The sequence below is a fragment of the Streptomyces sp. TOM-9 genome, from assembly GCF_056858595.1.
The window spans coordinates 4,311,603-4,333,854 of record NZ_JBXEQB010000001.1 but is presented as its reverse complement, the minus strand read 5'-3'; the positions used below and the strand labels follow the sequence as shown (position 1 = coordinate 4,333,854).

At 73.0% G+C, this 22,252-nt stretch carries 21 protein-coding genes and 1 pseudogene; 8 read left to right on the top strand and 14 right to left on the bottom strand.

What is annotated here, in order from left to right; genetic code table 11:
- Positions 1 to 2: 2 nt before the first annotated feature.
- Together AC1VWI_RS20085 and trxA are read left to right on the top strand one after the other, a co-directional pair.
- Positions 3 to 422, top strand: coding sequence for a MerR family transcriptional regulator (locus tag AC1VWI_RS20085; RefSeq protein ID WP_499512394.1), 420 nt, complete (start codon positions 3 to 5; stop codon positions 420 to 422).
- A complete protein-coding gene (gene trxA / locus AC1VWI_RS20080; RefSeq protein ID WP_499512393.1) occupies positions 419 to 754 on the top strand; it encodes a thioredoxin in 336 nt (111 codons plus the stop codon). Before AC1VWI_RS20085 ends, trxA begins: the two co-directional genes overlap by 4 nt.
- Before the next feature lie 59 nt (positions 755 to 813).
- Here the strand turns inward: trxA and AC1VWI_RS20075 are convergent, their stop codons facing one another.
- From AC1VWI_RS20075 to AC1VWI_RS20065, 3 genes are all read right to left on the bottom strand, one after another.
- Positions 814 to 2,346, bottom strand: a complete 1,533-nt coding sequence (locus tag AC1VWI_RS20075) for a sodium:solute symporter family protein (RefSeq protein WP_499512392.1) — start codon at positions 2,344 to 2,346, stop codon at positions 814 to 816.
- 280 nt (positions 2,347 to 2,626) lie between these two features.
- Positions 2,627 to 3,412: an SDR family oxidoreductase gene (locus tag AC1VWI_RS20070; protein ID WP_499512391.1), complete on the bottom strand. Its 786-nt coding sequence runs from the start codon at positions 3,410 to 3,412 to the stop codon at positions 2,627 to 2,629.
- 51 nt (positions 3,413 to 3,463) lie between these two features.
- A complete protein-coding gene (locus AC1VWI_RS20065; RefSeq protein WP_499512390.1) occupies positions 3,464 to 4,657 on the bottom strand; it encodes an aminotransferase-like domain-containing protein in 1,194 nt (397 codons plus the stop codon).
- Between the two features lie 106 nt (positions 4,658 to 4,763).
- Here AC1VWI_RS20065 and AC1VWI_RS20060 point away from each other — a divergent pair, with 106 nt between their 5' ends.
- Entirely contained in the window at positions 4,764 to 5,609 is an 846-nt protein-coding gene (locus tag AC1VWI_RS20060; protein WP_499512389.1) for a hypothetical protein, read from the top strand.
- Positions 5,610 to 5,688: 79 nt separating this feature from the next.
- Here AC1VWI_RS20060 and AC1VWI_RS20055 read toward each other — a convergent pair whose 3' ends face one another.
- The 3 genes from AC1VWI_RS20055 to AC1VWI_RS20045 form a co-directional block, all read right to left on the bottom strand.
- Positions 5,689 to 5,898, bottom strand: a complete 210-nt coding sequence (locus AC1VWI_RS20055; RefSeq protein ID WP_499512388.1) for a DUF397 domain-containing protein — start codon at positions 5,896 to 5,898, stop codon at positions 5,689 to 5,691.
- 160 nt (positions 5,899 to 6,058) lie between these two features.
- Positions 6,059 to 6,916 (bottom strand): helix-turn-helix domain-containing protein, encoded by an 858-nt coding sequence (locus tag AC1VWI_RS20050; RefSeq protein WP_499512387.1) that lies wholly within the window; start codon positions 6,914 to 6,916, stop codon positions 6,059 to 6,061.
- Positions 6,917 to 7,125: 209 nt separating this feature from the next.
- Positions 7,126 to 7,836 (bottom strand): GOLPH3/VPS74 family protein, encoded by a 711-nt coding sequence (locus AC1VWI_RS20045; RefSeq protein WP_026251155.1) that lies wholly within the window; start codon positions 7,834 to 7,836, stop codon positions 7,126 to 7,128.
- 483 nt (positions 7,837 to 8,319) lie between these two features.
- Here AC1VWI_RS20045 and AC1VWI_RS20040 point away from each other — a divergent pair, with 483 nt between their 5' ends.
- On the top strand, positions 8,320 to 10,557 hold the full coding sequence (locus AC1VWI_RS20040; RefSeq protein WP_499512386.1) for a D-alanyl-D-alanine carboxypeptidase: 2,238 nt from the start codon (positions 8,320 to 8,322) through the stop codon (positions 10,555 to 10,557).
- Between the two features lie 58 nt (positions 10,558 to 10,615).
- Here AC1VWI_RS20040 and AC1VWI_RS20035 read toward each other — a convergent pair whose 3' ends face one another.
- A complete protein-coding gene (locus tag AC1VWI_RS20035) occupies positions 10,616 to 10,804 on the bottom strand; it encodes a hypothetical protein (protein ID WP_499512385.1) in 189 nt (62 codons plus the stop codon).
- Positions 10,805 to 10,878: 74 nt separating this feature from the next.
- Positions 10,879 to 12,111, bottom strand: a complete 1,233-nt coding sequence (locus AC1VWI_RS20030) for a winged helix DNA-binding domain-containing protein (protein ID WP_499512384.1) — start codon at positions 12,109 to 12,111, stop codon at positions 10,879 to 10,881.
- 157 nt (positions 12,112 to 12,268) lie between these two features.
- Here AC1VWI_RS20030 and AC1VWI_RS20025 point away from each other — a divergent pair, with 157 nt between their 5' ends.
- Positions 12,269 to 12,694, top strand: coding sequence for an SsgA family sporulation/cell division regulator (locus AC1VWI_RS20025; RefSeq protein ID WP_499512383.1), 426 nt, complete (start codon positions 12,269 to 12,271; stop codon positions 12,692 to 12,694).
- Between the two features lie 51 nt (positions 12,695 to 12,745).
- Here AC1VWI_RS20025 and AC1VWI_RS20020 read toward each other — a convergent pair whose 3' ends face one another.
- Positions 12,746 to 15,034, bottom strand: a complete 2,289-nt coding sequence (locus AC1VWI_RS20020) for a heavy metal translocating P-type ATPase (RefSeq protein ID WP_499512382.1) — start codon at positions 15,032 to 15,034, stop codon at positions 12,746 to 12,748.
- Positions 15,031 to 15,240 carry a heavy-metal-associated domain-containing protein gene (locus tag AC1VWI_RS20015; protein WP_499512381.1) on the bottom strand — a complete coding sequence of 70 codons (210 nt, stop codon included), beginning with the start codon at positions 15,238 to 15,240 and terminating at the stop codon, positions 15,031 to 15,033. Before AC1VWI_RS20015 ends, AC1VWI_RS20020 begins: the two co-directional genes overlap by 4 nt.
- Positions 15,241 to 15,405: 165 nt before the next feature.
- Here AC1VWI_RS20015 and AC1VWI_RS20010 point away from each other — a divergent pair.
- Positions 15,406 to 16,378: pseudogene (locus AC1VWI_RS20010) on the top strand (cytochrome P450).
- Between the two features lie 26 nt (positions 16,379 to 16,404).
- On the opposite strand, the gene AC1VWI_RS20005 reads toward AC1VWI_RS20010, so the two are convergent.
- The gene (locus AC1VWI_RS20005) at positions 16,405 to 16,800 is read right to left on the bottom strand and encodes a nuclear transport factor 2 family protein (protein WP_499516863.1); all 396 of its coding nucleotides are present in this window, start codon (positions 16,798 to 16,800) and stop codon (positions 16,405 to 16,407) included.
- 258 nt (positions 16,801 to 17,058) lie between these two features.
- Here AC1VWI_RS20005 and AC1VWI_RS20000 point away from each other — a divergent pair, with 258 nt between their 5' ends.
- Together AC1VWI_RS20000 and AC1VWI_RS19995 are read left to right on the top strand one after the other, a co-directional pair.
- Entirely contained in the window at positions 17,059 to 18,417 is a 1,359-nt protein-coding gene (locus AC1VWI_RS20000; RefSeq protein ID WP_499512380.1) for a transaminase, read from the top strand.
- A 5-nt stretch (positions 18,418 to 18,422) separates the two neighbouring features.
- Positions 18,423 to 18,863 carry an Lrp/AsnC family transcriptional regulator gene (locus tag AC1VWI_RS19995; protein ID WP_499512379.1) on the top strand — a complete coding sequence of 147 codons (441 nt, stop codon included), beginning with the start codon at positions 18,423 to 18,425 and terminating at the stop codon, positions 18,861 to 18,863.
- A 13-nt stretch (positions 18,864 to 18,876) separates the two neighbouring features.
- Here the strand turns inward: AC1VWI_RS19995 and AC1VWI_RS19990 are convergent, their stop codons facing one another.
- The 3 genes from AC1VWI_RS19990 to AC1VWI_RS19980 are packed head-to-tail and all read right to left on the bottom strand — an operon-like array spanning position 18,877 to position 22,053.
- Positions 18,877 to 19,098: a cold shock domain-containing protein gene (locus tag AC1VWI_RS19990; protein WP_499512378.1), complete on the bottom strand. Its 222-nt coding sequence runs from the start codon at positions 19,096 to 19,098 to the stop codon at positions 18,877 to 18,879.
- A gap of 56 nt (positions 19,099 to 19,154) precedes the next feature.
- Positions 19,155 to 21,482, bottom strand: a complete 2,328-nt coding sequence (locus tag AC1VWI_RS19985; RefSeq protein ID WP_499512377.1) for a bifunctional polysaccharide deacetylase/glycosyltransferase family 2 protein — start codon at positions 21,480 to 21,482, stop codon at positions 19,155 to 19,157.
- A gap of 37 nt (positions 21,483 to 21,519) precedes the next feature.
- Positions 21,520 to 22,053, bottom strand: coding sequence for a hypothetical protein (locus AC1VWI_RS19980; RefSeq protein ID WP_499512376.1), 534 nt, complete (start codon positions 22,051 to 22,053; stop codon positions 21,520 to 21,522).
- Positions 22,054 to 22,252: the final 199 nt, after the last annotated feature.

Below are 22,252 nucleotides of genomic sequence, written 5' to 3'. Positions count from 1 at the left end.
GCATGCGGATCGGAGAACTCGCCGAACGGGCCGGGACCACCACCCGCGCCCTGCGCCACTACGAATCGCTCGGCTTGCTGCGGGCCCGGCGCACGGGCAACGGCTACCGGGCCTACGACGAGCAGGACCTGCGACTGCTCCGGCAGATCCAGGCGCTGCGCGCCTTCGGCTTCGAACTGGAGGACACCCGGCCGTTCGTGGACTGCCTGCGGGCCGGCCACCCGGAGGGTGACTCCTGTGCCGCCTCGATCGACGTCTACCGGCGCAAGCTGGCCGAGCTCGACGAGTGCATCGACCGTCTGGGGGAGCTCCGCGAGCGACTCGGCTCGCAGCTCGTCCGCGCGGAGCTGGCCTCGGCCGGGGGCACCTCCGAACCGCGCTGTGAGTTCAGCTGCGAGGCAGACGAGGGGAGTACGCGATGACGACGCACATCGAGGGCCTGACCGAGGTGACCGACGCGACGTTCGCCGAGGAGGTGCTGGGGGCCGAGGGGCCGGTGCTGGTGGAGTTCACCGCCGACTGGTGCCCGCCCTGCCGCCAGATCGCCCCGGTCCTGGCGGAGGTCGCCCGCGAGGAGGCGGGCCGGCTGAAGGTCGTCCAGCTCGACGTGGACCACAACCCGCAGGCGACGTCGGCGTACGGCGTCCTGTCGATGCCGACCCTGATGGTCTTCCGGTCGGGGGAGCCGGTGAAGTCCCTGGTGGGGGCGCGGCCCAAGCGGCGGCTGCTGCAGGAGCTCGCCGACGTCCTGTGAGCGGGCGGGCGCCCGGGCGGGTCCCGGGACGGGTGAAGGCCCGCCCCGGGAACCGGCCGTCAGGCCTTCGCGGGCTCCTCGGGCAGGGTCGCGGCGGCGGCCGCGTCGTCCCCGTCCCCGTCGGAGTTGATCCGCGCCAGGACCGCGTCGCGCTCCGGGGTGTCCTCGGGCTTGACGAAGCCGATGAGCACGTACAGCACGAGGCTGACGGCGAGCGGCGTCACGATCTGGATCTGCAGCTGCACCCCGTCCAGGCCGTAGTTGGTGAGCCAGAAGGCGAACAGGCCCGCCGCCCAGGAGACCAGCGCCGCCGTCGGGCCGGACTTGCGGAAGGTGCGCAGCAGGCCGAGCATGAACGGGATCGCGATGGGCCCCATCAGGCCGGCCACCCACTTGATGACGACCGTGATGATGTCCTTGAAGGTCGGCGAGTTGACCTGGGTGGCCACCGCCATCGACAGGGCGAGGAAGGCCACGGTGGTGAGCCGCGCCGCGAGCAGCCCGGCCCGCGCGTTCCAGCCGCGCGCCGCCTTGGACAGCACCGGGGCGATGTCCCGGGTGAAGACGGCGGCGATGGCGTTGGCGTCGGAGGAGCACATGGCCATGGTGTGCGAGAAGAAGCCGACGACCACCAGGCCCAGCAGGCCGTGCGGCAGCAGTTGCTCGGTCAGCAGGGCGTACGAGTCGGAGGCGTCCGGCTTCTGCGCCTTCACCAGCAGCGGGGCGACCCACATCGGGAAGAAGAGGATCAGCGGCCAGACGAACCACAGCACGGACGACAGCCGCGCCGAGCGCGTGGCCTCGCGGGCGTTGCTCGTGGCCATGTAGCGCTGGGCCTGGTTCCACATGCCGCCGTTGTACTCGAACGTCTTGATGAACAGGTACGCCAGCAGGAAGGTCAGGGTGTACGGGCCGGCGGTCGGGGCGGTGTGGTTGTCGGGCAGCTTGTCCCAGACCGTCCACAGCCCGCTGATCCCGCCGATCTCGCCCAGCACCGCGACCAGCATGGCGAGGCCGGCCAGCAGCTGGATGACGAACTGGCCCAGCTCGGTGAGGGCGTCCGCCCACAGGCCGCCGACCGTGCAGTAGACGGCCGTGACGGCGCCGGTGATGAGGATGCCCTGGTTGAGGGAGACACCGGTGAAGACCGACAGGAGGGTGGCGATCGCCGCCCACTTGGCGCCCACGTCCACGATCTTGAGCAGCACGCCGGAGACGGCGAGTGCCTGCTGGGTCGGGACGTTGTAGCGGGTCTTCAGGTACTCCAGCGGCGAGGCCACGTGCAGCCGCGAGCGCAGCCGGTTGAGCCGGGGCGCGAAGAGGTTGGCGCCGATGGCGATGCCGATGGCGATGGGGAAGGACCAGGTGACGTACGAGGTGACGCCGTAGGTGTAGGCGATGCCGGCGTACCCGGTGAACATGACCGCGCTGTAGCCGGACATGTGGTGCGAGATGCCGGACAGCCACCAGGGCATGCGACCGCCCGCGGTGAAGAAGTCGCTGACGTCGTCGACGCGTTTGTGGGACCACAGGCCGATGGCGACCATCACGCCGAAGTAGCCGACGAGTACGGCCCAGTCGAGACTGTTCATGCGTTGTTGCCCTTTCCAGGGGTCCGCCTTGTGAACGGGAGCGCACTTCGCCGGTACGTCCGTCGCGGGGCGGCGCCCCAGATTGAACCGCCTGGAAAGGGGCTGGTCAAGACCATCGGCGTTCAAGGACATGAACGTCGATCAGCGAGTAGAACGATTTTACTTGTTCTTGACCTTACTTCACGTTGTTGTGAACCTGCCCGGCGCCCCACGATGAGCGGGTACTTCGCCGGAACGACCGCACGTCGACCGGAGCCCGCCCGGGCTCCGACCGTCCCTGTCAGTGCATCAGTTCGCCCGCGTTCACCAGCAGCGACTGCCCGGTGATCGCGCGCGCCCGGTCGGAGGCCAGGAAGACCGCGGCCTCCGCCACGTCGCCGTCCGTGGCCAGCTCCGGCAGCGCCATCCGGTCGGTGAGCCGGTGCAGCACCTCGTCCTCGGGTACGCCCTCGGTGTGCGCGGTGAAGCCGACGTAGGCCTGGACCGGCGGGCCCCACATCCAGCCCGGCAGCACGGTGTTGACCCGGATCCGCTCCGGGCCGAGTTCACGGGCGAGCGAGTACATCGCCGAGGTGAGCGCGCCCTTGGAGGAGGCGTACGCCGCCTGGCGCACCTGGGACGGCGCGGCCACGGCGGACTGGGTGCCGATGAAGACCACCGAGCCGCCGCCGCGCCCGCGCAGACCGGGCAGGCAGGCCCGGGTCATCCGCAGCGTGCCGAGCAGGTTGACGTCCAGCACCGTCTTCCAGGTCTCGAAGTCGGCGTCGGCCAGACCGCCGAAGTAGCCGTCCATGGCGGCGACGTGGACGACCGCGTCGATCCCGCCGAAGCGCTCCTGTGCGAGTGCGGCCAGCGCCTCGCACTGTGCGGCGTCCTTGATGTCCGTGGAGCGCCAGGCGACGTGGGCGCCCCCGGGGTCGATCTCGTCGGCCGCCTTGGCGAGGTGGGCCTCGGTGCGGGCCCCGAGCACCGCGTTCCCGCCGTCGCGGACGACGGCCTGGGCGACGCGCTGTCCGAGGCCGGCTCCGACCCCGGACACCACCACGGTCTTGTCGCGCAGCAGCACGACCCACCACCTCCACCCCGACGGATGAACTGACGGATCGTCAGAATAGGCTCACCCGCCCGCGATGGCCAGGGCCTTGGCGAGCCGGCGCAGCCCCTCCCCGATCTCGTCCGGGGTGTGCGTCACGAAGGACAGCCGCAGCGCCGCACGGTCGGGCTCGCCCGCGTAGAAGGGCGCCCCCGGCACGTAGGCCACGTCGTGGGCCACCACCTGGGGCAGCAGCTCCGTCGCGTCGTAACCGGCGGGCAGCCGCGCCCAGACGAACATGCCGCCCTCGGGCCGGTTCCACGAGCTGCCCTCGGGCAGCGCGCCGGGCAGCCCGGCCAGCAGGGCGTCCCGCCGCTCCCGGTAGGCGGCGCGGACCCGGGTCAGATGGGCGTCGAGGTCGGAGTCGGCGAGGTAGCGGGCGGCGGCGGCCTGGTCCACGGTCGAGGTGTGCAGGTCGGCGGACTGCTTGGCGACCACGCACGCGCGGTGCAGGGTGGCCGGGGCGCGCAGCCAGCCGAGCCGCATCCCGGGGGCCATGATCTTGGACAGGCTGCCGAGCAGGACCGTACGGTCGGCGGCCGCCTCGTGGGAGGCGATCCACGGCTCCGCCTCGCCGTCGTAGCGCAGTTCGCCGTACGGGTCGTCCTCCGCGATCCACAGACCGTGCCGTTCGGCGATCAGGGCGACCGCCTGCCGGCGCTCGGCGGTCGTCGTGCGGCCCGTGGGGTTCTGGAAGGTCGGCACCAGGTAGAGCAGCTTGGCCTTCTCCCGGACCACGGCCAGCTCCAGGGACATCGGGTCGATGCCGTCCGCGTCGGAGGGGACGGGCACCACGCGGGCGCCCGCGAAGGCGAAGCACTGCAGCGCCGCCAGGTAGCCCGGGTCCTCCACGAGGACGACGTCCCCGGGTTCCAGCAGGGCGGTGGAGATCAGGGTGAGGGCCTGCTGGGAGCCGCCGGTGACGAGCAGGTCCTCGGAGCCGGTGGGCAGTCCCGCCCGGCTGAGCCGGCCGGCGACCGCCGTGCGCAGCGCCGGGTCCCCCTCGGTGGTGGAGTACTGCAGCACCCGCTCGGGTGCCTCGGCGAGGACGCGGTCGTACGCGGCGCGTATCGCCGCGGCGTCGAAGAGCTCGGGGGCGGGCAGCCCGCCGGCGAAGGAGATCACCTCCGGGCGGGCGGTCAGCGCGAGGATCTCCCGTACCGGCGAGCCGCCGACGGAGGTGGCGCGGGTGGCGAGGCCGGGGACGGCGGCACGCATGGCGGGCTCCTTCGCTGTGGGCGGGCGATTTCGCGGACCGTACACAGATGTGCCGGGCACCGCCACGGGCTTCCATTTCTGACGCTCAGTCAGCTACACCGTATGCATGACCGAAGAAGACACCCGCAGCGAGGTCTACGCCGAACTGGCCTCCGTCGGCCCGTACGGCCCCGGCCTCGGCCACGCGCTCATCACCATGGTCGAGCCGCACCCCGGCCACGAGTACGCCTACAACCGCTGGTACGAGGACGACCACTTCATCGCCGGCGCCATGGCCATGCCCTGGATGTACGCCGGGCGCCGCTGGGTGGCCACCCGCGACCTGCAGTTACTGCGCTACCCGGAGAAGTCCGCGGTGGCCCGGCCCGTCACCGAGGGCTGCTACATCACCGTGTACTGGATCACGGCCGGGCGCTACGGGGACCACATGAAGTGGACCGTCGCCATCAACCGGCGCCTCAACCGCGACGCCCGCGTCCACCACGACCGCACCCACGTCTTCACCGCCTTCCAGGACCACGCCGTCACCGTCTACCGTGACGGGCCGGCCGGGCCCCGGGACTTCCACGCGCTCGACCACCCCTACGCGGGGCTGGTCGTCGAGGTGGTCGACACCGACACCCCGCAGGAGTGCGACGCGCTGCTCGGCCTGCTGCGCGACCGCCACCTGCCGCGGCGGCTGGCCGGCTCGCCCTCCGCGATGGTGACCGTCTTCCGTCCCACACCGCTGCCGCTGGAGCGGATGTCGTACGTGAAGCAGGTCGAGGGCGTCGGCACCCGGCTCACCCTGCTGTGGTTCCTGCAGCGGGACCCGCGCGAGGTGTGGGAGGAGCACTTCACGGGGCTGGACACCGAGGTGGCCGGCACGGGGCTCGGTCGGGTCGAACTCGTCGCGCCCTTCGTCCCCACGGTGCCCGGGACCGACACCTACGTCGACCGGTTGCGGGGGTAGGGCGCCGGGGTGGCAGTGAGCCCCCTCGGCCAGGACGGCGTGCCGGTCGAGAGGGCCCGTACGGATACTGCGGCGGTGCTCAGTCGAGGTCGTACGTCCCGTGGCCGACGTCCGCGACGAACGCCGCCCAGGCCTCGGGGGAGAAGGCGAGCGTCGGGCCGTCGGGGTCCTTGGAGTCGCGGACGTCGACGGCCGACGTCGTACGGGAGGCCACCTCGACGCAGGCGCCATTTCCCTGGGAACGGGTGGACTTGGTCCACGCCCTGGTGTTTCCGAGCTGAATAGCCATGATCGCTCCGAGCATTCTTTTTTGTGCAGCTCTGACGTGATCGAAGCTACTCGCCAACATCACTGCCCACAGCGGCTATTACCTCCAACGGGTGGCATATTCCAGGAGGTCTTCCGCCTCACGGGACGCAGGTGTACTCTGCGGCATTCCCGCCGGGGAGTCAGCGTGCATACTCCTTAGCGGCGTCCGCGATGAACTGCCGGCTCTGCTCCGCGCTGAGCGCCTGGGCCCGCAGGTGCTCGTACATCACGCTGTAGCCGTGCACGTCGGTCGGCTTCTCCAGGTACAGGTCGCTCGTCACGCCCTCGATGTAGACGACGCTGGAGTCGGTGGCGTCGGCGAACTCCAGGATCGCGAAGTTGCCGGACATGCCGGGGTGGGCCCCGGCGTCGTACGGCAGGACCTGGACCGTGACGTGCGCCTGGGTGCTCATCTGGGCCAGGTACTCCAGCTGTTCGCGCATCACGTCCTTGGTGCCGACGACACGGCGCAGCGCGGACTCGTCCATCACCACCCAGAAGCGCAGCGGCGAGTCCGGGTCGGTGACGCGCTCCTGGCGCCGCAGCCGGATCTCGATCCGCTTCTCGATCTGCTCGGGCGTGGCCTCGGGGAGCGTCCCCTCGATGACCGCCGAGGCGTAGTTGCGGGTCTGCAGCAGGCCCGGCACCACCAGGGAGTCGTAGACGCGCAGGGACTCGGCCTCGGTCTCCAGGCCGATGTAGACGCTGTAGGGGACGTCGCCGAAGGCGTGCCACCAGCCCTGCTGCCGGGACTCGCGCGCCATGTTCATCAGGGAGTCGACGAGACGGCTGTCCTCGACCCCGTACACGCTGCACAGGTCGCGCACGTCGCGCTGGCTGATGCTCCGGCGCCCGTTCTCCAGCCTGCTGATCTTCGACTGGGAGACCAGCAGCCGGGCGGCGACCTCCTCCGCGGTCATCCCTTTCTGCTCGCGCAGCTTGCGCAGTTCCGAGCCGAGTCGGCGTCGCCTGACGGTGGGATTGACGTTGGCGGCCACGGGATGTGCACCTCCGTATTCCGGACTGGTCCGTGTTCTCTGCAGATATGTACTGCTGGTCAGCAGAGTGCCACTATCGGTCATCCCACCGCTGGGAATTGGTCATATGCTGCGCTCGTCGAAAGAGCGGACAAACAGCAACGCGCGGGGCGGTTGCGATGGGATCGCGGTCGTCACGGTGTCCGGGCCCTGCCGCCGGACACCCCGGGTCAGCGGACGCCGGCGCGGACCATGCCGTGGCCCGTCGCCCTGGCCGCCGCCGGACGCCCCTGGGCGGGGGCGCGCTTCGGCTGCGCGGCGGCACCGTTCTGCACGTCCATCACGGCGTGCGCGACGAGGCCGCCCATGGGGTCGTACCTGATCAGGTCACGGAGCCGCGATCGGGACGACCGGCCTTCGTTGCCCGGGTACAGGTGCTTGCCGAGCCCCACGGCATGGGCGATCGCGGCGAGTGCGGCGGTCCGCGGGTCCGGTGGCACCCCGGTGCGGATCGCACTGTCCAGCCGGGCCCTGATCTCCCGGCTGACCTCGCTGTCGGTCGCCTGATAGCGCGTGGTCGGCAGCACCCCGCACATCTGCCCCGGCACGGCGTGCACCATGCCGCACCGTTCCAGATGCGTGAGATACGTCTGGCGCAGCCCCAGGCGGGGCCCGCCGATCCAGTGGACGGCGCGCACGGGGCTGCCACGACGGCGCAGCAGTTCGAGCGCGGAGTCCAGGGTCGGATCTCCTGTCGGCCGTGGGTGCACCACGGCGATACGATCCCCGTCAGGGGCTATCCGTCCTGCGAGGGCCAGCTCCACTAGCTGTGCCCCGGCAAGACCGAGGTCGAGCGACTGCGGCTGCGCCGTGGTACCCGTGGCCGGGTCCAAGGCGAGAAGCAGTAGCTCCTCCGGAAGTGTTCTGCGGCTCCTGCCCATCCATGCCTCCCCGCGTGGATGAATGACAGGGTGACGCCTCTCACACCGGCCTGTCGAGAGCGCCTTGCCCGTTCGTGCGGGAACCGACTCATATGTCGTTCTCGTCTAGCACCGAGGGCGGCGGTGGCTCGCGGGGGGCCGTTGGCGTCCCACGGCGGGTCCCACGGCGGCTTCACAGCAGGGGCCTGGAAACTGGTGTAAGGGTGAGCGGGGCGCCGCGGCGGCGCACCGCACGAGTGTGGAGGAGGTCCGGTGGCGGGCGAGTCCCCCGGCAGGGCGGAGCAGCAGGAGTTGTCGGGGGAGGCGACCGGAGGCGGGGCGGTGGATCCGCGGCTGTCGGTCTTCCGCGGGGTCGTGGGAGCGCCCCGGGGCGCATCGGAACCGGCCACCGGGGACCCGGAGTTCGCGCCGGAGCCGCCCGAAGCGGAGGGCGTGCCTGAGCCGGATCGGAGTGCTTCCGCTACGCCGGATGACGGAGCGGGCGTGGACGGCGAGCCGCAGGACGCTACGCCGGACGCGGAGGACGCCCCTCCGGCCGACGGCGCGGGGGACGATGCGGAATCCCGTACCGACGACGCAGTCGCCGAGGAGGCGGGCGCGGAGGAATCCGGTACGGACGGCGACGAGGACGGCGACGAGGACGGCGACGAGGACGGCGACGAGGACGGGGCCGGGGACGGGGCGGAGGCCGAAGCCGGCACCGAGGACGGCCCCGAGGGCCGCAGCGAGGAGCACCGCACCGAGGACGAGGCCGCCGAGGACGGCGCCGCGGAACCCACCGCCGGCGGGACGCCCGCGGAGGGGCCCGAGGACGCGGTGGACGCCGTGGACCCCGAGGACCCCGAGGACGCCGAGGAGCCAGAGGAGTCCGCGGACTCCGGGGCCGAGCCGGAGGAACCTTCCGCCGCCGGGGAGACCGGCCGCGGCGAAGAGCCTTCCGCGGGGACGGACGAGCGGACCGGGGCGGACGCCGAAGCGGAGCCCGGGGACGACGACGCCGGCGACGCGGGCGAGGAGACCCCGGACGACTCCACTCAGGACGCTCCCGGGGAGTCCCGGGACGCCACCCCTTCGGACGACGACGAGGACGACGCCGAGGGCCCCTCACAGGGCCCCGGAGACGTCAAGGGCGGACCCGGGGCGCGCGAGGCGTCCGGGGGCGGACACGACGGCCCCAGGGCCGGGGAGGGCACGCTCACGCTGCGCGCGCCCCGCACCGAGGGCGGCGGCACGCCGGCCAGGGACCGCACCATGGCCCTGCGCGTGCCCTCCGCGTCCGCGCCCGTCAAGGCGCCCCCCCGGCCGAGCGGAACGTTCGTCCCGCTGCGGACCGACGACCGCCCGGACGTGGTCCCGCAGGCCCCGGCGCCCGTGGAGACCGCGCCGACCACGGAGCCCGGCGGCGGTTCGCGGACGAAGCAGATGCCGCTGCCGCCCGACCCCGACGAGCCGCTGCGGCTGCTGGCGGAACTGACGAACACGCCGCCGCCGCCGCAGACGCCGCTGCGCACGACCGTGCGGCGGATCAAGATCTGGACCCCGCTGGTCCTGCTGCTGATCGTGGCCTTCTGCGTGGCGCAGGCGCTGCGCCCGCTGCCCGAGCCGGAGCTGGACCTGACCGCCGAGACCTCGTACACCTTCAAGGGCGACGAACTCGCGCTCCCGTGGCCCAGCGAGGGCCAGGCCGTCGTCGAGGCCGAGGGCCTGGGCCGCATGGGCGAGTTCGGCGAGCAGGTGCCGACGCCGATCGCGAGCGTCGCCAAGGTGATGACGACCTACGTCATCCTGCGCGACCACCCGATCAAGAAGGGCGGCAAGGGCGAGACCGTCGAGGTCGACCAGAAGGCCGAGGACCAGTACCACAGCGGCATGCAGGAGTCGGAGTCCGTCGTCCCCGTCACCGCCGGGCAGAAGCTCAGCGAGTACGAGGCGCTGGAGGCCGTCATGCTGCCCTCGGCCAACAACATCGCCCGCCTGCTGGCCCGTTGGGACGCGGGATCGGAGGAGGCGTTCGTGAAGAAGATGAACGCCGCCGCCGAGGAACTCGGGATGGACGACACGACGTACACCGACCCGAGCGGCCTGGAGGCGACCACCGTCAGCACCGCGAGCGACCAGGTCAAACTGGGGCACGCGGCGATGAAGGACGAGGTCTTCGCGCAGATCGCCACCAAGATCCAGTACACGGACATCAACGGCGACGACCAGAAGAACTACAACCAGCTGGCCGGCTACCACGACATCGTCGGCATCAAGACCGGCACCAGCACCAAGGCCGGCGGCAACCTGCTCTTCGCCGCCTACCGCACGATCGGCGGCACCAAGCAGCTGATCGTCGGCGCGATGCTCGACCAGCAGAAGGCGCCGATCATCGACACGGTCCTCAGCCGCAGCCGCACCCTGATCGACGGCACGCGGGACGCGCTCGCCTCGGCCACGATCATCAAGAAGGGCGACGTCGTCGGCTACGTCGACGACGGCCTCGGCGGCCGCACCCCGGTGGTGGCCGGGAAGGACGTCACCGCGATCGGCTGGACGGGCCTCAAGGTCGACATCTCGGTGGAGACCGGCAAGGGGGGTCTGCCGCACGCGGCGCAGGCAGGTGACCAGGTCGGTGAACTCGTCGTCGGAAAGGGCGACAGCATGATCCGGGTCCCGGTCGTGCTGCAGTCGGCCCTCGTCGAGCCCTCCTTCGGCTCGAAGCTGACCCGGGTCGCCTGACCCGGGTCGGCCCCGCCCGCGGTGCGCGGGCGATCGGGAGGACGGGCCGGCCGGACCGCTATACGTGGTCCAGCCGGCCCGCCTTCGCCTCCTCGACCAGTGAGCGGAACTGCTCGGCGCTCATCCGCACCCGCTGCCCGAAGTCGTCGGTCAGCACGACCCGCTGGTCGGCCGGCGCCGTCTCGTCCACGTACAGCGTGGGACAGCCGCAGTCGCAGTTGCCGCAGAACACGGCCACCTGTTCCATCGGTCCACCTCCGCCCGGTCCGCGCCCGGCCGGTCACCGGGCGTCATGAGCGGCATACCCGTGGTGACGGTGTTTCAGGCCGGTGGAGCCGACGGGGCCGACGGGGCCGGGGGCGTCTGGGGCGCCGAAGCCGCCTGGGCCGACAACTCGCGCTCCAGCGGGGTGCGGAAGCGGGGCGTGACGCGGACGGCGTCCAGCCACCCCCGCAGCCGCGCGGCCTCCGCCTCGATCGCGGCGACGGCCTCGCGGCCCGGGTCGCCGAAGAGCCGGTGGACGACCTCGCCGTCGGCGCGCTGCGCCCAGCCGCCGACGACCTGCCCGTTCCACCACACGGTCGGGCCGATGTTGCCCGAGCGGTCGAAGAGCGCCGCCCGCTCCCGCTCGTCCTGCGGCAGGTACCAGTCGCGCCGCTGCCAGCCCATCGGCGTCGGGTCCAGCGCGGGCAGCAGCGCCGCCCACGGTGGCGTCGGCGGGGCCGGGTCGCCGTCGCCCGGCAGCACGTGGCCGGTCTCCCCGTCGAGCAGGACCTCCTCCGTGCCGAGCGCCGCCAGGGCCTTGCGGACCTCGGTCAGCGTCCAGCCCGTCCACCACTTCAGGTCGGCCTCCGTGCCCGGCCCGTACGCGGCCAGCCAGCGGCGCACCAGCTCGACGCGCGCCTGCGCGGTGGGGGGCGTCCGGGTCACCGTGCCCGGGGCCCAGCGGTACTGACTGCTCGTCCAGCCGCCCACCGGCCTTCTGCGGACGATGCGGCCCTCCGCCGCCAGCACCCGCAGGACGCGCGTCGACACCGCCTGGGTGGCCTCGTACGGCTTGCCGCGTGCCACCACGACCTGTTCGCGCAGCCGGGGCACGTCGGAGGCGAGCTGCGCGGCCGTCGCCTCGCCGCGTCCGGTCAGGGCGGCGAGCACGGACTCCTCCAGCTCCGCCAGCCACCGCTCGTCCCAGCCGCCGCCGTCGGCCAGGTGCTTGAGCAGTTTCCGCCGCTCCAGCGCGGCGATCGCCAGGGCCGCCGCGGACAGCACCACCGGCGCCGAGGCGGTGGTGACCACGAACATCGTCCGCCGCATCGCCAGCAGCCGGGTCAGGCTCCGGTCCTCGTGCAGTGCCCGGTCCAGGGCCGCGGCGCCGGGCTCGCGCATCCTGGCGGCGGCCGACACGTAGACCGTCGCCGGGTCCGTGCCGTGCAGCGCCACCAGCGACTCGGTGACCTCCTCGGGGGTCGCGGCCCGCCGTTCCGGCGTCAGCCGGTGCCGTACCGCCATGCGGCGCCGCCGCTCCTGCGCCCCCACCGTCCGTCGTGCGTCCATGGCTCATCGTGGCACGGCCCACCGACAGCACCTCCGGCCGCCTGTGACGTACATCACACAATCGGTACCGGAAGTCGTGTAAGGACAGCGGCCGTCCGCGCTCTCCCGGTGGACCGGAACGCATCCGGAGCGCACCGCCCGCCTGCCGAGGAAGGCCATGCTGACCGACATCGACCACATCGTCAGGGCCCGTCTGCGCACCCCGCGCTCGGGGCCCCGGGGCCGGGAGATCACCGCGACCCTGCGCTACCGCCGCGACGACCCGCTCGCCGCCCGGATCACCTTCCCCGCGGAGGTCTCCCTCGACGGCGCCGAGGTGACCTGGGTCTTCGCCCGCGGGTTGCTCACCACGGGCCTGTACGAGCCCGCCGGGGAGGGCGACGTGCACATCCGGCCGAACGGGCCGGAGCACACCGCGATCGAGTTCCGCACCGACGAGGGCACCGCCCTCGTGGAGGTGCGCACCTCCGGTCTGCGGAGCTTCCTGGCCCGGGTGTACGAGGCCGTGCCGCCCGGGCAGGAACTGCGCCACCTGGACATGGACGCGGTGATCGCCGCCTTGCTGGACACCGACGGCGAGTGACCGCCACACGGCCACGGCCGCCCCCCCATGGCCCGGGGGCGGCCGTGGGGGTCAGCGCGCGAGCGGCCGGAACCCGCGCAGGCGCAGCGAGTTGCCGACCACGAAGACCGAGGAGAAGGCCATCGCGGCGCCCGCGATCATCGGGTTGAGCAGCCCGGCGGCGGCGAGCGGCAGGGCCGCCACGTTGTAGCCGAAGGCCCAGAAGAGGTTGCCCCTGATCGTGCCCAGGGTGCGCCGGGACAGCCGGATGGCGTCGGCGGCCACCCGCAGGTCGCCGCGGACCAGGGTCAGGTCGCTCGCCTCGATGGCGGCGTCCGTGCCGGTGCCCATGGCGAGTCCGAGGTCGGCGCGGGCCAGCGCGGCGGCGTCGTTGATCCCGTCGCCGACCATGGCGACGGACCTGCCCTCCCGCTGGAGCCGGGCCACGACGGCGACCTTGTCCTCCGGCATGACGTCCGCGATCACATCGGCGGCGTCGATGCCGACCTCGGCGGCGACGGCCCGGGCCACCGCCTCGTGGTCGCCGGTGAGCAGCACCGGGGTGAGGCCCAGTCCGCGCAGCATGCGGACGGCGTCGGCGCTGGTCGGCTTCACGGCGTCGGCGACGACGAGCACCGCGCGGGCCCGGCCGTCCCAGGCGGCCGTGACCACCGTGCTGCCGCGGGCCTCGGCCTCCGCCTTCGCCCGGGCGAGCCCCGCCGGGAGCGGCTCGGGCAGTTCCTGGCGGCCCACCGTGACCTCGTGGCCGTCGACGGTGCCCTGGACGCCGAGTCCGGGCAGCGCGCGGAAGCCCGTGACGTCGGGCAGCGGGCCGGTGCGCTCTTCCGCCGCCCGGGCGACCGCGCGGGCGATGGGGTGCTCGGCGGCGTCCTCCAGGGCGCCGGCCAGGCGCAGCACCTCGTCCTCCCGCTCGCCCTCGGCCAGGTGGACGCCGGTCAGCGTCATGGCACCGGTGGTGACCGTGCCGGTCTTGTCCAGCACGATGGTGTCGACCCGCCGGGTGGTCTCCAGGACCTCGGGTCCCTTGATGAGGATGCCGAGCTGCGCGCCCCGTCCGGTGCCGACCATCAGCGCCGTGGGCGTGGCCAGTCCGAGCGCGCACGGGCAGGCGATGATCAGCACGGCGACGGCCGCGGTGAAGGCGGCGGTCGGGCCCGAGCCGTTGCCGAGCCAGAAGCCGAGGGTCGCGAGCGCGAGCCCGATGACGACGGGGACGAACACCGCGGAGATCCGGTCGGCGAGGCGCTGCGCCGCCGCCTTGCCGTTCTGGGCGTCCTCCACCAGGCGGGCCATACGAGCCAGTTGGGTGTCGGCGCCGACCCGGGTGGCCTCCACGACCAGCCGGCCGCCGGCGTTCACCGTGGCCCCGGTGACGGCCCGGCCCGGCCCCACCTCGACCGGTACGGACTCGCCGGTGAGCATCGAGGCGTCGACCGCCGAGGTGCCCTCCCGTACGACGCCGTCGGTGGCCACCTTCTCGCCCGGCCGCACCACGAACAGGTCGCCGACGGCCAGTTCGGCCGTGGGGACGCGCACCTCGCGCCCGCCGCGCAGCACGCCGACGTCCTTGGCGCCCAGTTCCATCAGGGCGCGCAGCGCGGCGCCCGCCCGGCGCTTGGAACGGGCCTCGAAGTAGCGCCCGGCCAGGATGAAGGCGGTGACGCCGGAGGCGACCTCCAGGTACAGGTTGGCGGAGCCGTGCCCCTGGGCGACGGTCAGCTCGAAGGGGTGCGTCAGGCCCGGCACGCCCGCGTCGCCGAAGAAGAGCGCCCACACCGACCAGCCGAAGGAGGCCAGCGTGCCCATGGAGATCAGCGTGTCCATGGTGGTGGCGCCGTGCCGCAGGTTGGTCCACGCCGCGCGGTGGAAGGGCCATGCCGCGTACGCCACGACCGGCGCGGCCAGGGTCAGCGACAGCCACTGCCAGTTGCGGAACTGCAGGGCCGGGACCATGGCCATCGCGATGACGGGCACGGCGAGCACGACGGCGGTCAGCAGCCGCTGCCGCAGCGCCGTGAGCTCGCCCGGCGCGGACTCCGGCTCCTCCCGCGACGCGTCGGTGACCGGCGGGGCGGGGAGCGCGGCGGTGTAACCGGTGGCCTCGACGATGGCGATCACGTCGCCGACGCCGATCCCGTCCCCGAACGCCACCTTGGCCTTCTCGGTGGCGTAGTTGACGGTGGCCGTGACGCCGTCCATCCGGTTGAGCTTCTTCTCGATCCGGGCCGCGCACGAGGCGCAGGTCATCCCGCCGATCGCGAGTTCGAGCTCGGTGACGCCCGCAGGGGCGGCCTGCGCGGCGATCCGCGGGGTGACCTGCTGCTGATCCGGGACGGTCATGCCCGGCCGACCAGCTCGTAGCCCGCCTCGTCCACGGCGGCGCGGACGGCCTCCTCGTCCAGGGGGGCGTTGGAGTCGATGGTGAGCAGGCCGGTCTTGGCGTCCACCGTGATGCCGGTCACACCGGGGAGGGTCGAGACCTCCTTGCTGACCGCGGACTCGCAGTGACCGCAGCTCATCCCGGAGACGCTGTAGCTGACAGACATGGGTTCTCCTCGTGCGTCCTGTGCGTGTTCCGGTGGACGGCGTCGGGCACCGTGCCGTCCACCCACCATCAAATTATACCCCCTAGGGGTATCGAGGAAGGGGAGGGTGGGGGAGCGGGGGGTGGTGTGGCGCGGGGTTCCGCGCGCCCGCGGGCGCACGCCACGATGTCGTCCATGGCAACTCGGCCCGCGCCGCTGCGCCTTGACCCGCTCGGCCGCGACCAGCACGGGGAGAACGCCGCCCTGCGCGCCCTCGGCCCGGTCGCGCGCGTCGAGCTCCCCGGTGGTGTCCCCGCCTGGGCGGTCACGCGCCACGACCTGCTGCAGGAACTGCCGGCGGATCCCCGCACGGCCAAGGACCCCCGCCACTGGCGCGCCCTCGCCGAGGGCGAGGTCCCCGAGGGCTGGCCGCTGATCACCTTCGTCACCGTGCCGGGCATGATGACCGCGGACGGCGCAGCGCCACCGGGCCGCAGGACGTCGTCGCCGACCGGCGCGCGCTGTACGGGATCATGGCCGAGCTCGCCGCCGCCCGCCGCGCCGTCCCCGGCGACGACCTGACCAGCGCCCTGATCGCGGCGCACGAGGACGGCGAGCGGCTCGGCGAGGCCGAGGTCACCGGCACCATGCTGCAGATCCGCGTGGCCGGGCACGTCACCACCCTCAACCTGATCACCAACGCCGTACGGGCGCTGCTCGACCACCCCGGGCAGCTGGACCTCGTCCGGTCGGGCGGGCGAGCTGGGGCGCGGTCGTCGAGGAGACCCCGCGCTGGGACTCGCCCGTGGGCCGGTTCCCGCTGCGCTACGCGGTCGAGGACATCCCGGTCGGGGACACCGTCATCCCCCGGGGCGACGCCTTCCTCGCCTCCTACGCCGCGGCCGGACGCGATCCGGAGCGGCACGGCCCCGACGCCGACCGCTTCGACGTCACCCGCCCCGCCGGCCGCCACCTCACCTACGGGTACGGGCCGCACTTCTGCCCGGGCGCCGCGCTGGCCCGCCTGGAGGCGGAGATCGCGCTGCCCGCGCGGTTCGCACGCTTCCCGGGCCTGCGGGCGGCCGTCGCGCCCGGAGAAGTGGAGCCGCTGCGGTCGATGGTGAGCAACAGCGTGCGGGTCTTCCCCGTCACGGCGTGAGACCGGGCCCCGGGGCGCCTGCCCGCTCAGGACCAGAAGCGGTTGGCGGCGTCGAGGTCGCCCACGCACTCGTCCAGGTCCGTGATCCGGTCGCCGACGATCCGGAACACGATGCCGCCGGGCTGGTCGAGGTAGCCGCCCCCGCGCTCGGCCGTGAGGTGGTGGAGGGACATCGCGTGGCCCCGGCCGTCGACGAGCACCTGCCGCAACTGGACCCGCATGCTGCCGTCGGTCTCCTCGGCGAGCCTGCGGTAGTAGCCGATGATCTCGTCCCGGCCCTTGTAGTGACCGGCGAGCGGATGGTCGCCGGGGGAGTGGTGGGCCGCGTCCCCGGCCAGCAGCCCTGCCAGCGCGTCCATGTCGCTCCGGGTGAGCGCCGCGTACACCTTGTGGACCAGCATGGCGTGCGGGTGTCCCGCCATGGCCATCGCCGCCTTTCCCTGCCGTCCGTCCACCGACCGACACCAGCCACCCTGGCACCGGTCCCCGGCGGGCGCACCCGCTGCGGCCGTGACGGATCGCAGGCCGGGCCGCCGACGCCGCCCCGCAGGTGTGCGTGGCCCTCGCGCTGACCATCGGATGGGGATTCGATAGCTCGCGCGATCGAATCTGGCGCCGGAGGATGGATCGGCAATGGAATCACGCGTATGGTCGGAGCCGTCCGTCGCCGAGGAGGCCCCATGTCCGTCGACCGCACCCGCCTGAAGGAACTGCTCGCCCGGGAGACCGCCGAGGCCGCCGCCCGCAACCCGAAGTCGCGGGCCGCGTACGAGGCCGCCGACCACCTCTTCGGCCGGGTGCCGATGACCTGGATGAACAAGAACGCGGGAGCCTTCCCCCGCTACCTCGCCGGTGCCCGCGGCGCCCGTGTGACCGACATCGACGGCCACGAGTACGTCGACTTCTGCCTCGGCGACACCGGCGCCATGGCCGGGCACTCCCCGGAGCCCGTCGCCGCGGCGATCGAGCGCCGCTACCGCGAGCAGGGCGGCGCCACGGCGATGCTCCCCACCGAGGACGCCGAGTGGGTGGGCGCCGAACTGGCCCGCCGCTTCGGGCTGCCCCGCTGGTCGTACTCGCTGACGGCCACCGACGCCAACCGCTGGGCGATCCGGCTCGCCCGGGCCGTCACCGGACGGCGGAAGATCCTCTTCAACAGCTACTGCTACCACGGCAGCGTCGACGAGTCCCTGATCGTCACCGGCCCCGGCGGCCGCGGCGGGGCGAGCCGCCCCGGCAACGTCGGAGCGCCCTGCGACGTCACGCTGACCAGCCGCGTCGCGGAGTTCAACGACCTGGAGGGCCTGGAACGGGAGCTCGCCCACGGGGACGTGGCCGCCGTCCTGATGGAGCCCGCCCTCACCAACATCGGGATCGTGCTGCCCGAGCCCGGTTACCTGGCGGGCGTCCGCGAGATCACCCGCCGGTGCGGCGTCCTGCTGATCAACGACGAGACCCACACCTTCTCCGCGGGGCCGGGCGGCGCCACCGCCGCCTGGAACCTCGACCCCGACGTCCTCACCATCGGCAAGGCCATCGCCGGCGGCGTACCGGCCGGTGCCTACGGCCTCTCCGCCGACCTCGCCGACCGCCTCCTGTCCCGCGGCGACCTCGACCTGGTCGACATGGGCGGCGTCGGCGGCACCCTCGCGGGCAACGCCCTGTCCGTCGCTGCCATGCGCGCCACCCTCGAACACGTCCTCACCGACGAGGCGTTCACCGGCATGTCCGCCCTCGCCGCCCGCTTCGAGCGGGGCGTCGCCGACGCCGTCGCCGCGCACGGCCTGCCCTGGTCCGTCAGCCGCCTCGGCGCCCGTACGGAATACCGCTTCGCCGCGCCCGCGCCGCGCGACGGCACCGAGTCGGCGGCCGTCTCCGACCCCGAGCTGGAGGACTTCCTGCACCTGTGGCTGGCCAACCGCGGCATCCTCATGACGCCGTTCCACAACATGGCCCTGATGTGCCCGGCCACCACCGAGGCCGACGTCGACACCCACACCACCCTCTTCGCCGGTGCGCTGGCCGAACTGGCAGGCTGAGCCCCGTGGACGACATCGACCGCGCCATCCTCCGTGAACTCCAGACCGACGGCCGCATCCCCTACGCGGACCTCGGCCCGAAGGTCGGGCTCTCCCCGTCCGCCGCCCGCCAGCGCCTGCAGCGGCTCATGGACGGCAAGGTCGTGCAGGTCGTGGGCGTCACCGACCCCATGGCCATGGGCGGGCAGGCGATGGCACTGCTCGGCGTCCGCGTGGACGGCGACCCGCGCGCGGTCGCGGACACGCTCGCCGCCCGGGACGAGGTCGTCTACGCGGTCCTCACCGCCGGGCCCTACGCACTGTTCGCCGAGGTCGTCTGCCCGGGCCCGTCCGACCTGCTGGACTTCGTCAACGACGTCGTCAGGGCCGTCGAAGGGGTCGCGGGGGTGGACACCTTCCCGTACTTCGGCATCCACACCCACCGCTTCCTGTGGGACGTGGGCTGACCCGCGGGCCCGGTCAGCCCTTCGGGACGACGCGCAGGGCGCGGTAGTCGTACCCGTCCTGCGCGAATCCGGGCGCCTCCCACTCCAGGGCCACCGACTGGCCGGCGGACAGGGTGCGGAAGCCGTTCATCTCGATGTCGCTGTAGTGGGCGAAGCACCCCCCGGGCGTCTCGGGGCAGTCCAGCACGCCCCAGCCCTCTTCCTCGTACCACTCGCGTACGGTCGCGTTCGCCATGCCCGCAGCCTAAGCGCGTCCGCGCCACGGGGCGCGTCCACGACGGTCTACGGGCGTCACCAGCTCTGCCGACCGTCCCACGGTGCGGCGTCCGCCGGAGGGTACGCCCCCGGCAGGGCGGCCCCGTGCAGATGGGGGACATCGGCGGCACGGGAGGCTTGGGCCTCCTCGACCCAGGCGTCGGCCAGCAACGTGGGCGATCCCGCCGTCCCGGCCGCGGCTGCTGTAGCGGGTCCCGGCGCCGGGACCGACAGACTGCCGTAGCGCTCCATCCGCTGCCAACGCAACCGCGACCCGGCGAGGGCGGTGGCCACCGACTGGATGACCACGAGGTACATCAGCTGCCGGTAGACGAACTGCTGCAGGGGCAGGCTCCACAGGGGGCCGGCCCGCTCGCCGTCGAGCCGGAAGGCGTACAGCCCCATCACGGCCTGCAGCGCCAGGAATCCCAGCCACAATCCGACGATGCGCACGGGGTCGAGGAAGACCAGCCCGTAGACGGCGAAGACGTCGACCACGGGGGCCAGCAGGGGCAGCAGCACCTGGAAGAGCAGCAGGTACAGCAGGCCGCGGCGGCCGAGCTTGCCGGCCGCGCCGGACTGCAGCAGTGCCCCGCGGTGCTTCCACATCGCCTGCAGCGTGCTGTAGCACCAGCGGTAGCGCTGGCGCCACAACGCCCCCAGCGAGGCAGGGGCCTCGGTCCAGGCGATCGCGTCCTCCTGGTACACCGCCCGCCAGCCTGCGCGACAGAGCGTCATGGTCAGGTCGGTGTCCTCGGCGAGAGTGTCGTCGCTGACGCCGCCGGTTCTCACCAGGGCGTCGCGACGGAACGCGCCGACGGCCCCGGGCACGGTGGGCATGCACTCCGCGAGGTCGAACAGGCGGCGGTCGAGGTTGAAACCCACCACGTACTCGATGTGCTGCCAGCGGCCCAGCAGGCCCTGGCGGTTGATGACCTTGGCGTTCCCGGACACCGCACCGACACCCGGATCGGCGAAGGGCTGCACGAGTCTGCGCACCGCGTCGGGTTCGAAGACCGTGTCGCCGTCGACCATCACGAGCAGGTCGTACGAGGCCGCGGCGATCCCGGTGTTGAGCGCCGCGGGCTTGCCCGCGTTGGCCTGCCGGATGACGCGCACAGAAGGCAGCCGCAGCGACTCCACGAGGTCGGCCGTGCCGTCGGTAGAGCCGTCGTCGACGACGACGATCTCGACGGGGTGGTCGGAGGCGAGGAGTGAGCGGACCGCCGCCTCGATCCCGGCGCTCTCGTTGTACGCGGGCACGATGACGGAGACCGGAGCGGTCACCGGCAGTCCCCACAGGACGTCGCGCCTGCGGACGTGTCGTCGGGCCGCGACCATCACGGCGGCGGCGCGCAGCAGGGCGAGCGCGCCCGCCGCGTACAGTAGCCAGCCGAGGATCCGGAGGGCCCACGCGCTTGCGGTGAGTGCGCCGATGAGCCCCAGGCCCAGCCAGTGGTCTCCGGCTGCGGCGGGCCGAGTGGACTGTGGAAGCCGTACCGCTCCGCTCACCGTGGTCACGGAGAAGCCCCGGTCGGCGAGTGTTGAGAGCAGCGGGTCCAGAGCCGCCAGCGTCTGCGAGCGGTCGCCGCCGCCGTCGTGCATCAGCAGGATCTGCCCCGCCGTGCCGCGCGGGACCGAGTCGGTGACGATCCGGTCCACACCCGGCCGCCGCCAGTCACCGCTGTCAAGCGTGCTGAGCACGGTCAGGTAGCCGTCCCCGGCGGCCGCCCGGATCGCGGACCAGTCCTGGTTCGTCACCGCCGCGTTCCCGGACGAGTACGGGGGGCGTAGCAGCGAGCTGGTCCTCCCGGTGGCGCCCGCCAGCGCCAACTGGGTCTCGCGCAGCTCCAGCGAGCGCTGCCACTCCGGGAGCGTGCCCAGGTCGGTATGGGTGAAGGTGTGGACACCGATCTCGTGCCCCTCGGCGAGGATGCGCCGCACGAGCTCCGGATGGGCGGCGACCTGGGTGCCCACCACGAAGAACGTGGCGTGCACATGATGGCGGCGCAGAACGTCCAGGATCTTCGGCGTCCACTTCGGATCCGGGCCGTCGTCGAAGGTGAGGGCGACGGTGCGCACCCCGGGACCGGCCGTGCGTACGGCGTGCGAGGAGCCGTCGACAACCGGGCCGCCACGGGTCACGCCGGCCGGCACGCGGTCGGAGGCACCGGACGGCTTGGCGGCGTCGTCGCCGATCCCGGACATGTGATGGGTGTAGCCCTGGATGATCAGTGCCGCGCTCAACGTCAGGACCAGCATCGTCAGCAGGAGCCAGTGTGTACGCAGCGGCACGTTGCGCACGTTGCGCACGATGCCGCGGTGGCCGCGTCTTCGGGGGTGGCGGGTCTGGGCGCGCCTCATCGGGATTGCTCTCCTCGGCGGTGGAACACGGCCGTCCCTAGTCGCGGCCGCGACCGGTGCTGTGGGCGGGGGCGGGGGCGGGGTGGGAAGCCGTACTCCTGCCCCGGACCACGGCGGGTGCCGGGGTCGTTTTCGCGGCGCCCGGCGGGGTGCTTGCCGCCGGGCTCGGTCCGGTCGTGGTCGCGGCCCCCGGCTCGGCTACGGATGCGGGCGTGCGGGACGCGTCGCCGGGGCGACCCTCGGGAACCGCGGTCGGTGCTGTCGCCGGACGGCGCGGGTCGCCTCCCTCACGCTGTGGTGCCCCCGACGCCGGACCGCCTGAGGGGCGCTCGGCGGACTCGGGCAACGGGAGGTACGGCGAGGAGGCGCCGGGCCCACCCAGGAGCGCGCTCAGCAGGAGGGCGATGTACGCGGCCGCGGGCACGGCGAGCAGCAGCCCGAGCCGCCGAACCCGCCGCTGGCGACGCCCCGAGGCGTCGACGAAGACGGGCGCCGTGACGGCGTGGCGACGGGGCGCGACGGGGCGCTCCGGCTGCGGCCGTGTCGCGTCGGGGTCAAGGGTCTGGTGCACGGCCGCGCACCCTACAAGCGATCCCGCTCCGTTGGCGACCGCCACCATATTTCGCCCAAGAGCGGCATGTGGTGGTTTCCGCTCCCGCAATGCTTTCGCGGTGTTGTCACTCCGGTCCCGGCCCCGGGGTGTAACGGTTTCGGGGCCGGTTGCGCCCCCGTGGATAGCCCCGTGCAGCACCGCACACGGGCCCGAGGAG

Excerpts from the sequence above, each read along its gene's own strand:
- AC1VWI_RS20055 (WP_499512388.1), bottom strand. The coding sequence starts at position 5,898 with ATGGCTATTCAGCTCGGAAACACCAGGGCGTGGACCAAGTCCACCCGT.
- trxA (WP_499512393.1), top strand. The coding sequence starts at position 419 with ATGACGACGCACATCGAGGGCCTGACCGAGGTGACCGACGCGACGTTC.
- AC1VWI_RS20020 (WP_499512382.1), bottom strand. The coding sequence starts at position 15,034 with ATGACCGTCCCGGATCAGCAGCAGGTCACCCCGCGGATCGCCGCGCAG.
- AC1VWI_RS19990 (WP_499512378.1), bottom strand. The coding sequence starts at position 19,098 with ATGGCGAACGCGACCGTACGCGAGTGGTACGAGGAAGAGGGCTGGGGC.
- AC1VWI_RS20065 (WP_499512390.1), bottom strand. The coding sequence starts at position 4,657 with ATGCGTGCCGCCGTCCCCGGCCTCGCCACCCGCGCCACCTCCGTCGGC.
- AC1VWI_RS20045 (WP_026251155.1), bottom strand. The coding sequence starts at position 7,836 with ATGGGCAGGAGCCGCAGAACACTTCCGGAGGAGCTACTGCTTCTCGCC.
- AC1VWI_RS20000 (WP_499512380.1), top strand. The coding sequence starts at position 17,059 with ATGTCCGTCGACCGCACCCGCCTGAAGGAACTGCTCGCCCGGGAGACC.
- AC1VWI_RS20035 (WP_499512385.1), bottom strand. The coding sequence starts at position 10,804 with ATGGAACAGGTGGCCGTGTTCTGCGGCAACTGCGACTGCGGCTGTCCC.
- AC1VWI_RS20005 (WP_499516863.1), bottom strand. The coding sequence starts at position 16,800 with ATGGCGGGACACCCGCACGCCATGCTGGTCCACAAGGTGTACGCGGCG.
- AC1VWI_RS20060 (WP_499512389.1), top strand. The coding sequence starts at position 4,764 with ATGACCGAAGAAGACACCCGCAGCGAGGTCTACGCCGAACTGGCCTCC.
- AC1VWI_RS20030 (WP_499512384.1), bottom strand. The coding sequence starts at position 12,111 with ATGGACGCACGACGGACGGTGGGGGCGCAGGAGCGGCGGCGCCGCATG.
- AC1VWI_RS20075 (WP_499512392.1), bottom strand. The coding sequence starts at position 2,346 with ATGAACAGTCTCGACTGGGCCGTACTCGTCGGCTACTTCGGCGTGATG.
- AC1VWI_RS19985 (WP_499512377.1), bottom strand. The coding sequence starts at position 21,482 with ATGAGGCGCGCCCAGACCCGCCACCCCCGAAGACGCGGCCACCGCGGC.
- AC1VWI_RS20025 (WP_499512383.1), top strand. The coding sequence starts at position 12,269 with ATGCTGACCGACATCGACCACATCGTCAGGGCCCGTCTGCGCACCCCG.
- AC1VWI_RS20015 (WP_499512381.1), bottom strand. The coding sequence starts at position 15,240 with ATGTCTGTCAGCTACAGCGTCTCCGGGATGAGCTGCGGTCACTGCGAG.
- AC1VWI_RS20085 (WP_499512394.1), top strand. The coding sequence starts at position 3 with ATGCGGATCGGAGAACTCGCCGAACGGGCCGGGACCACCACCCGCGCC.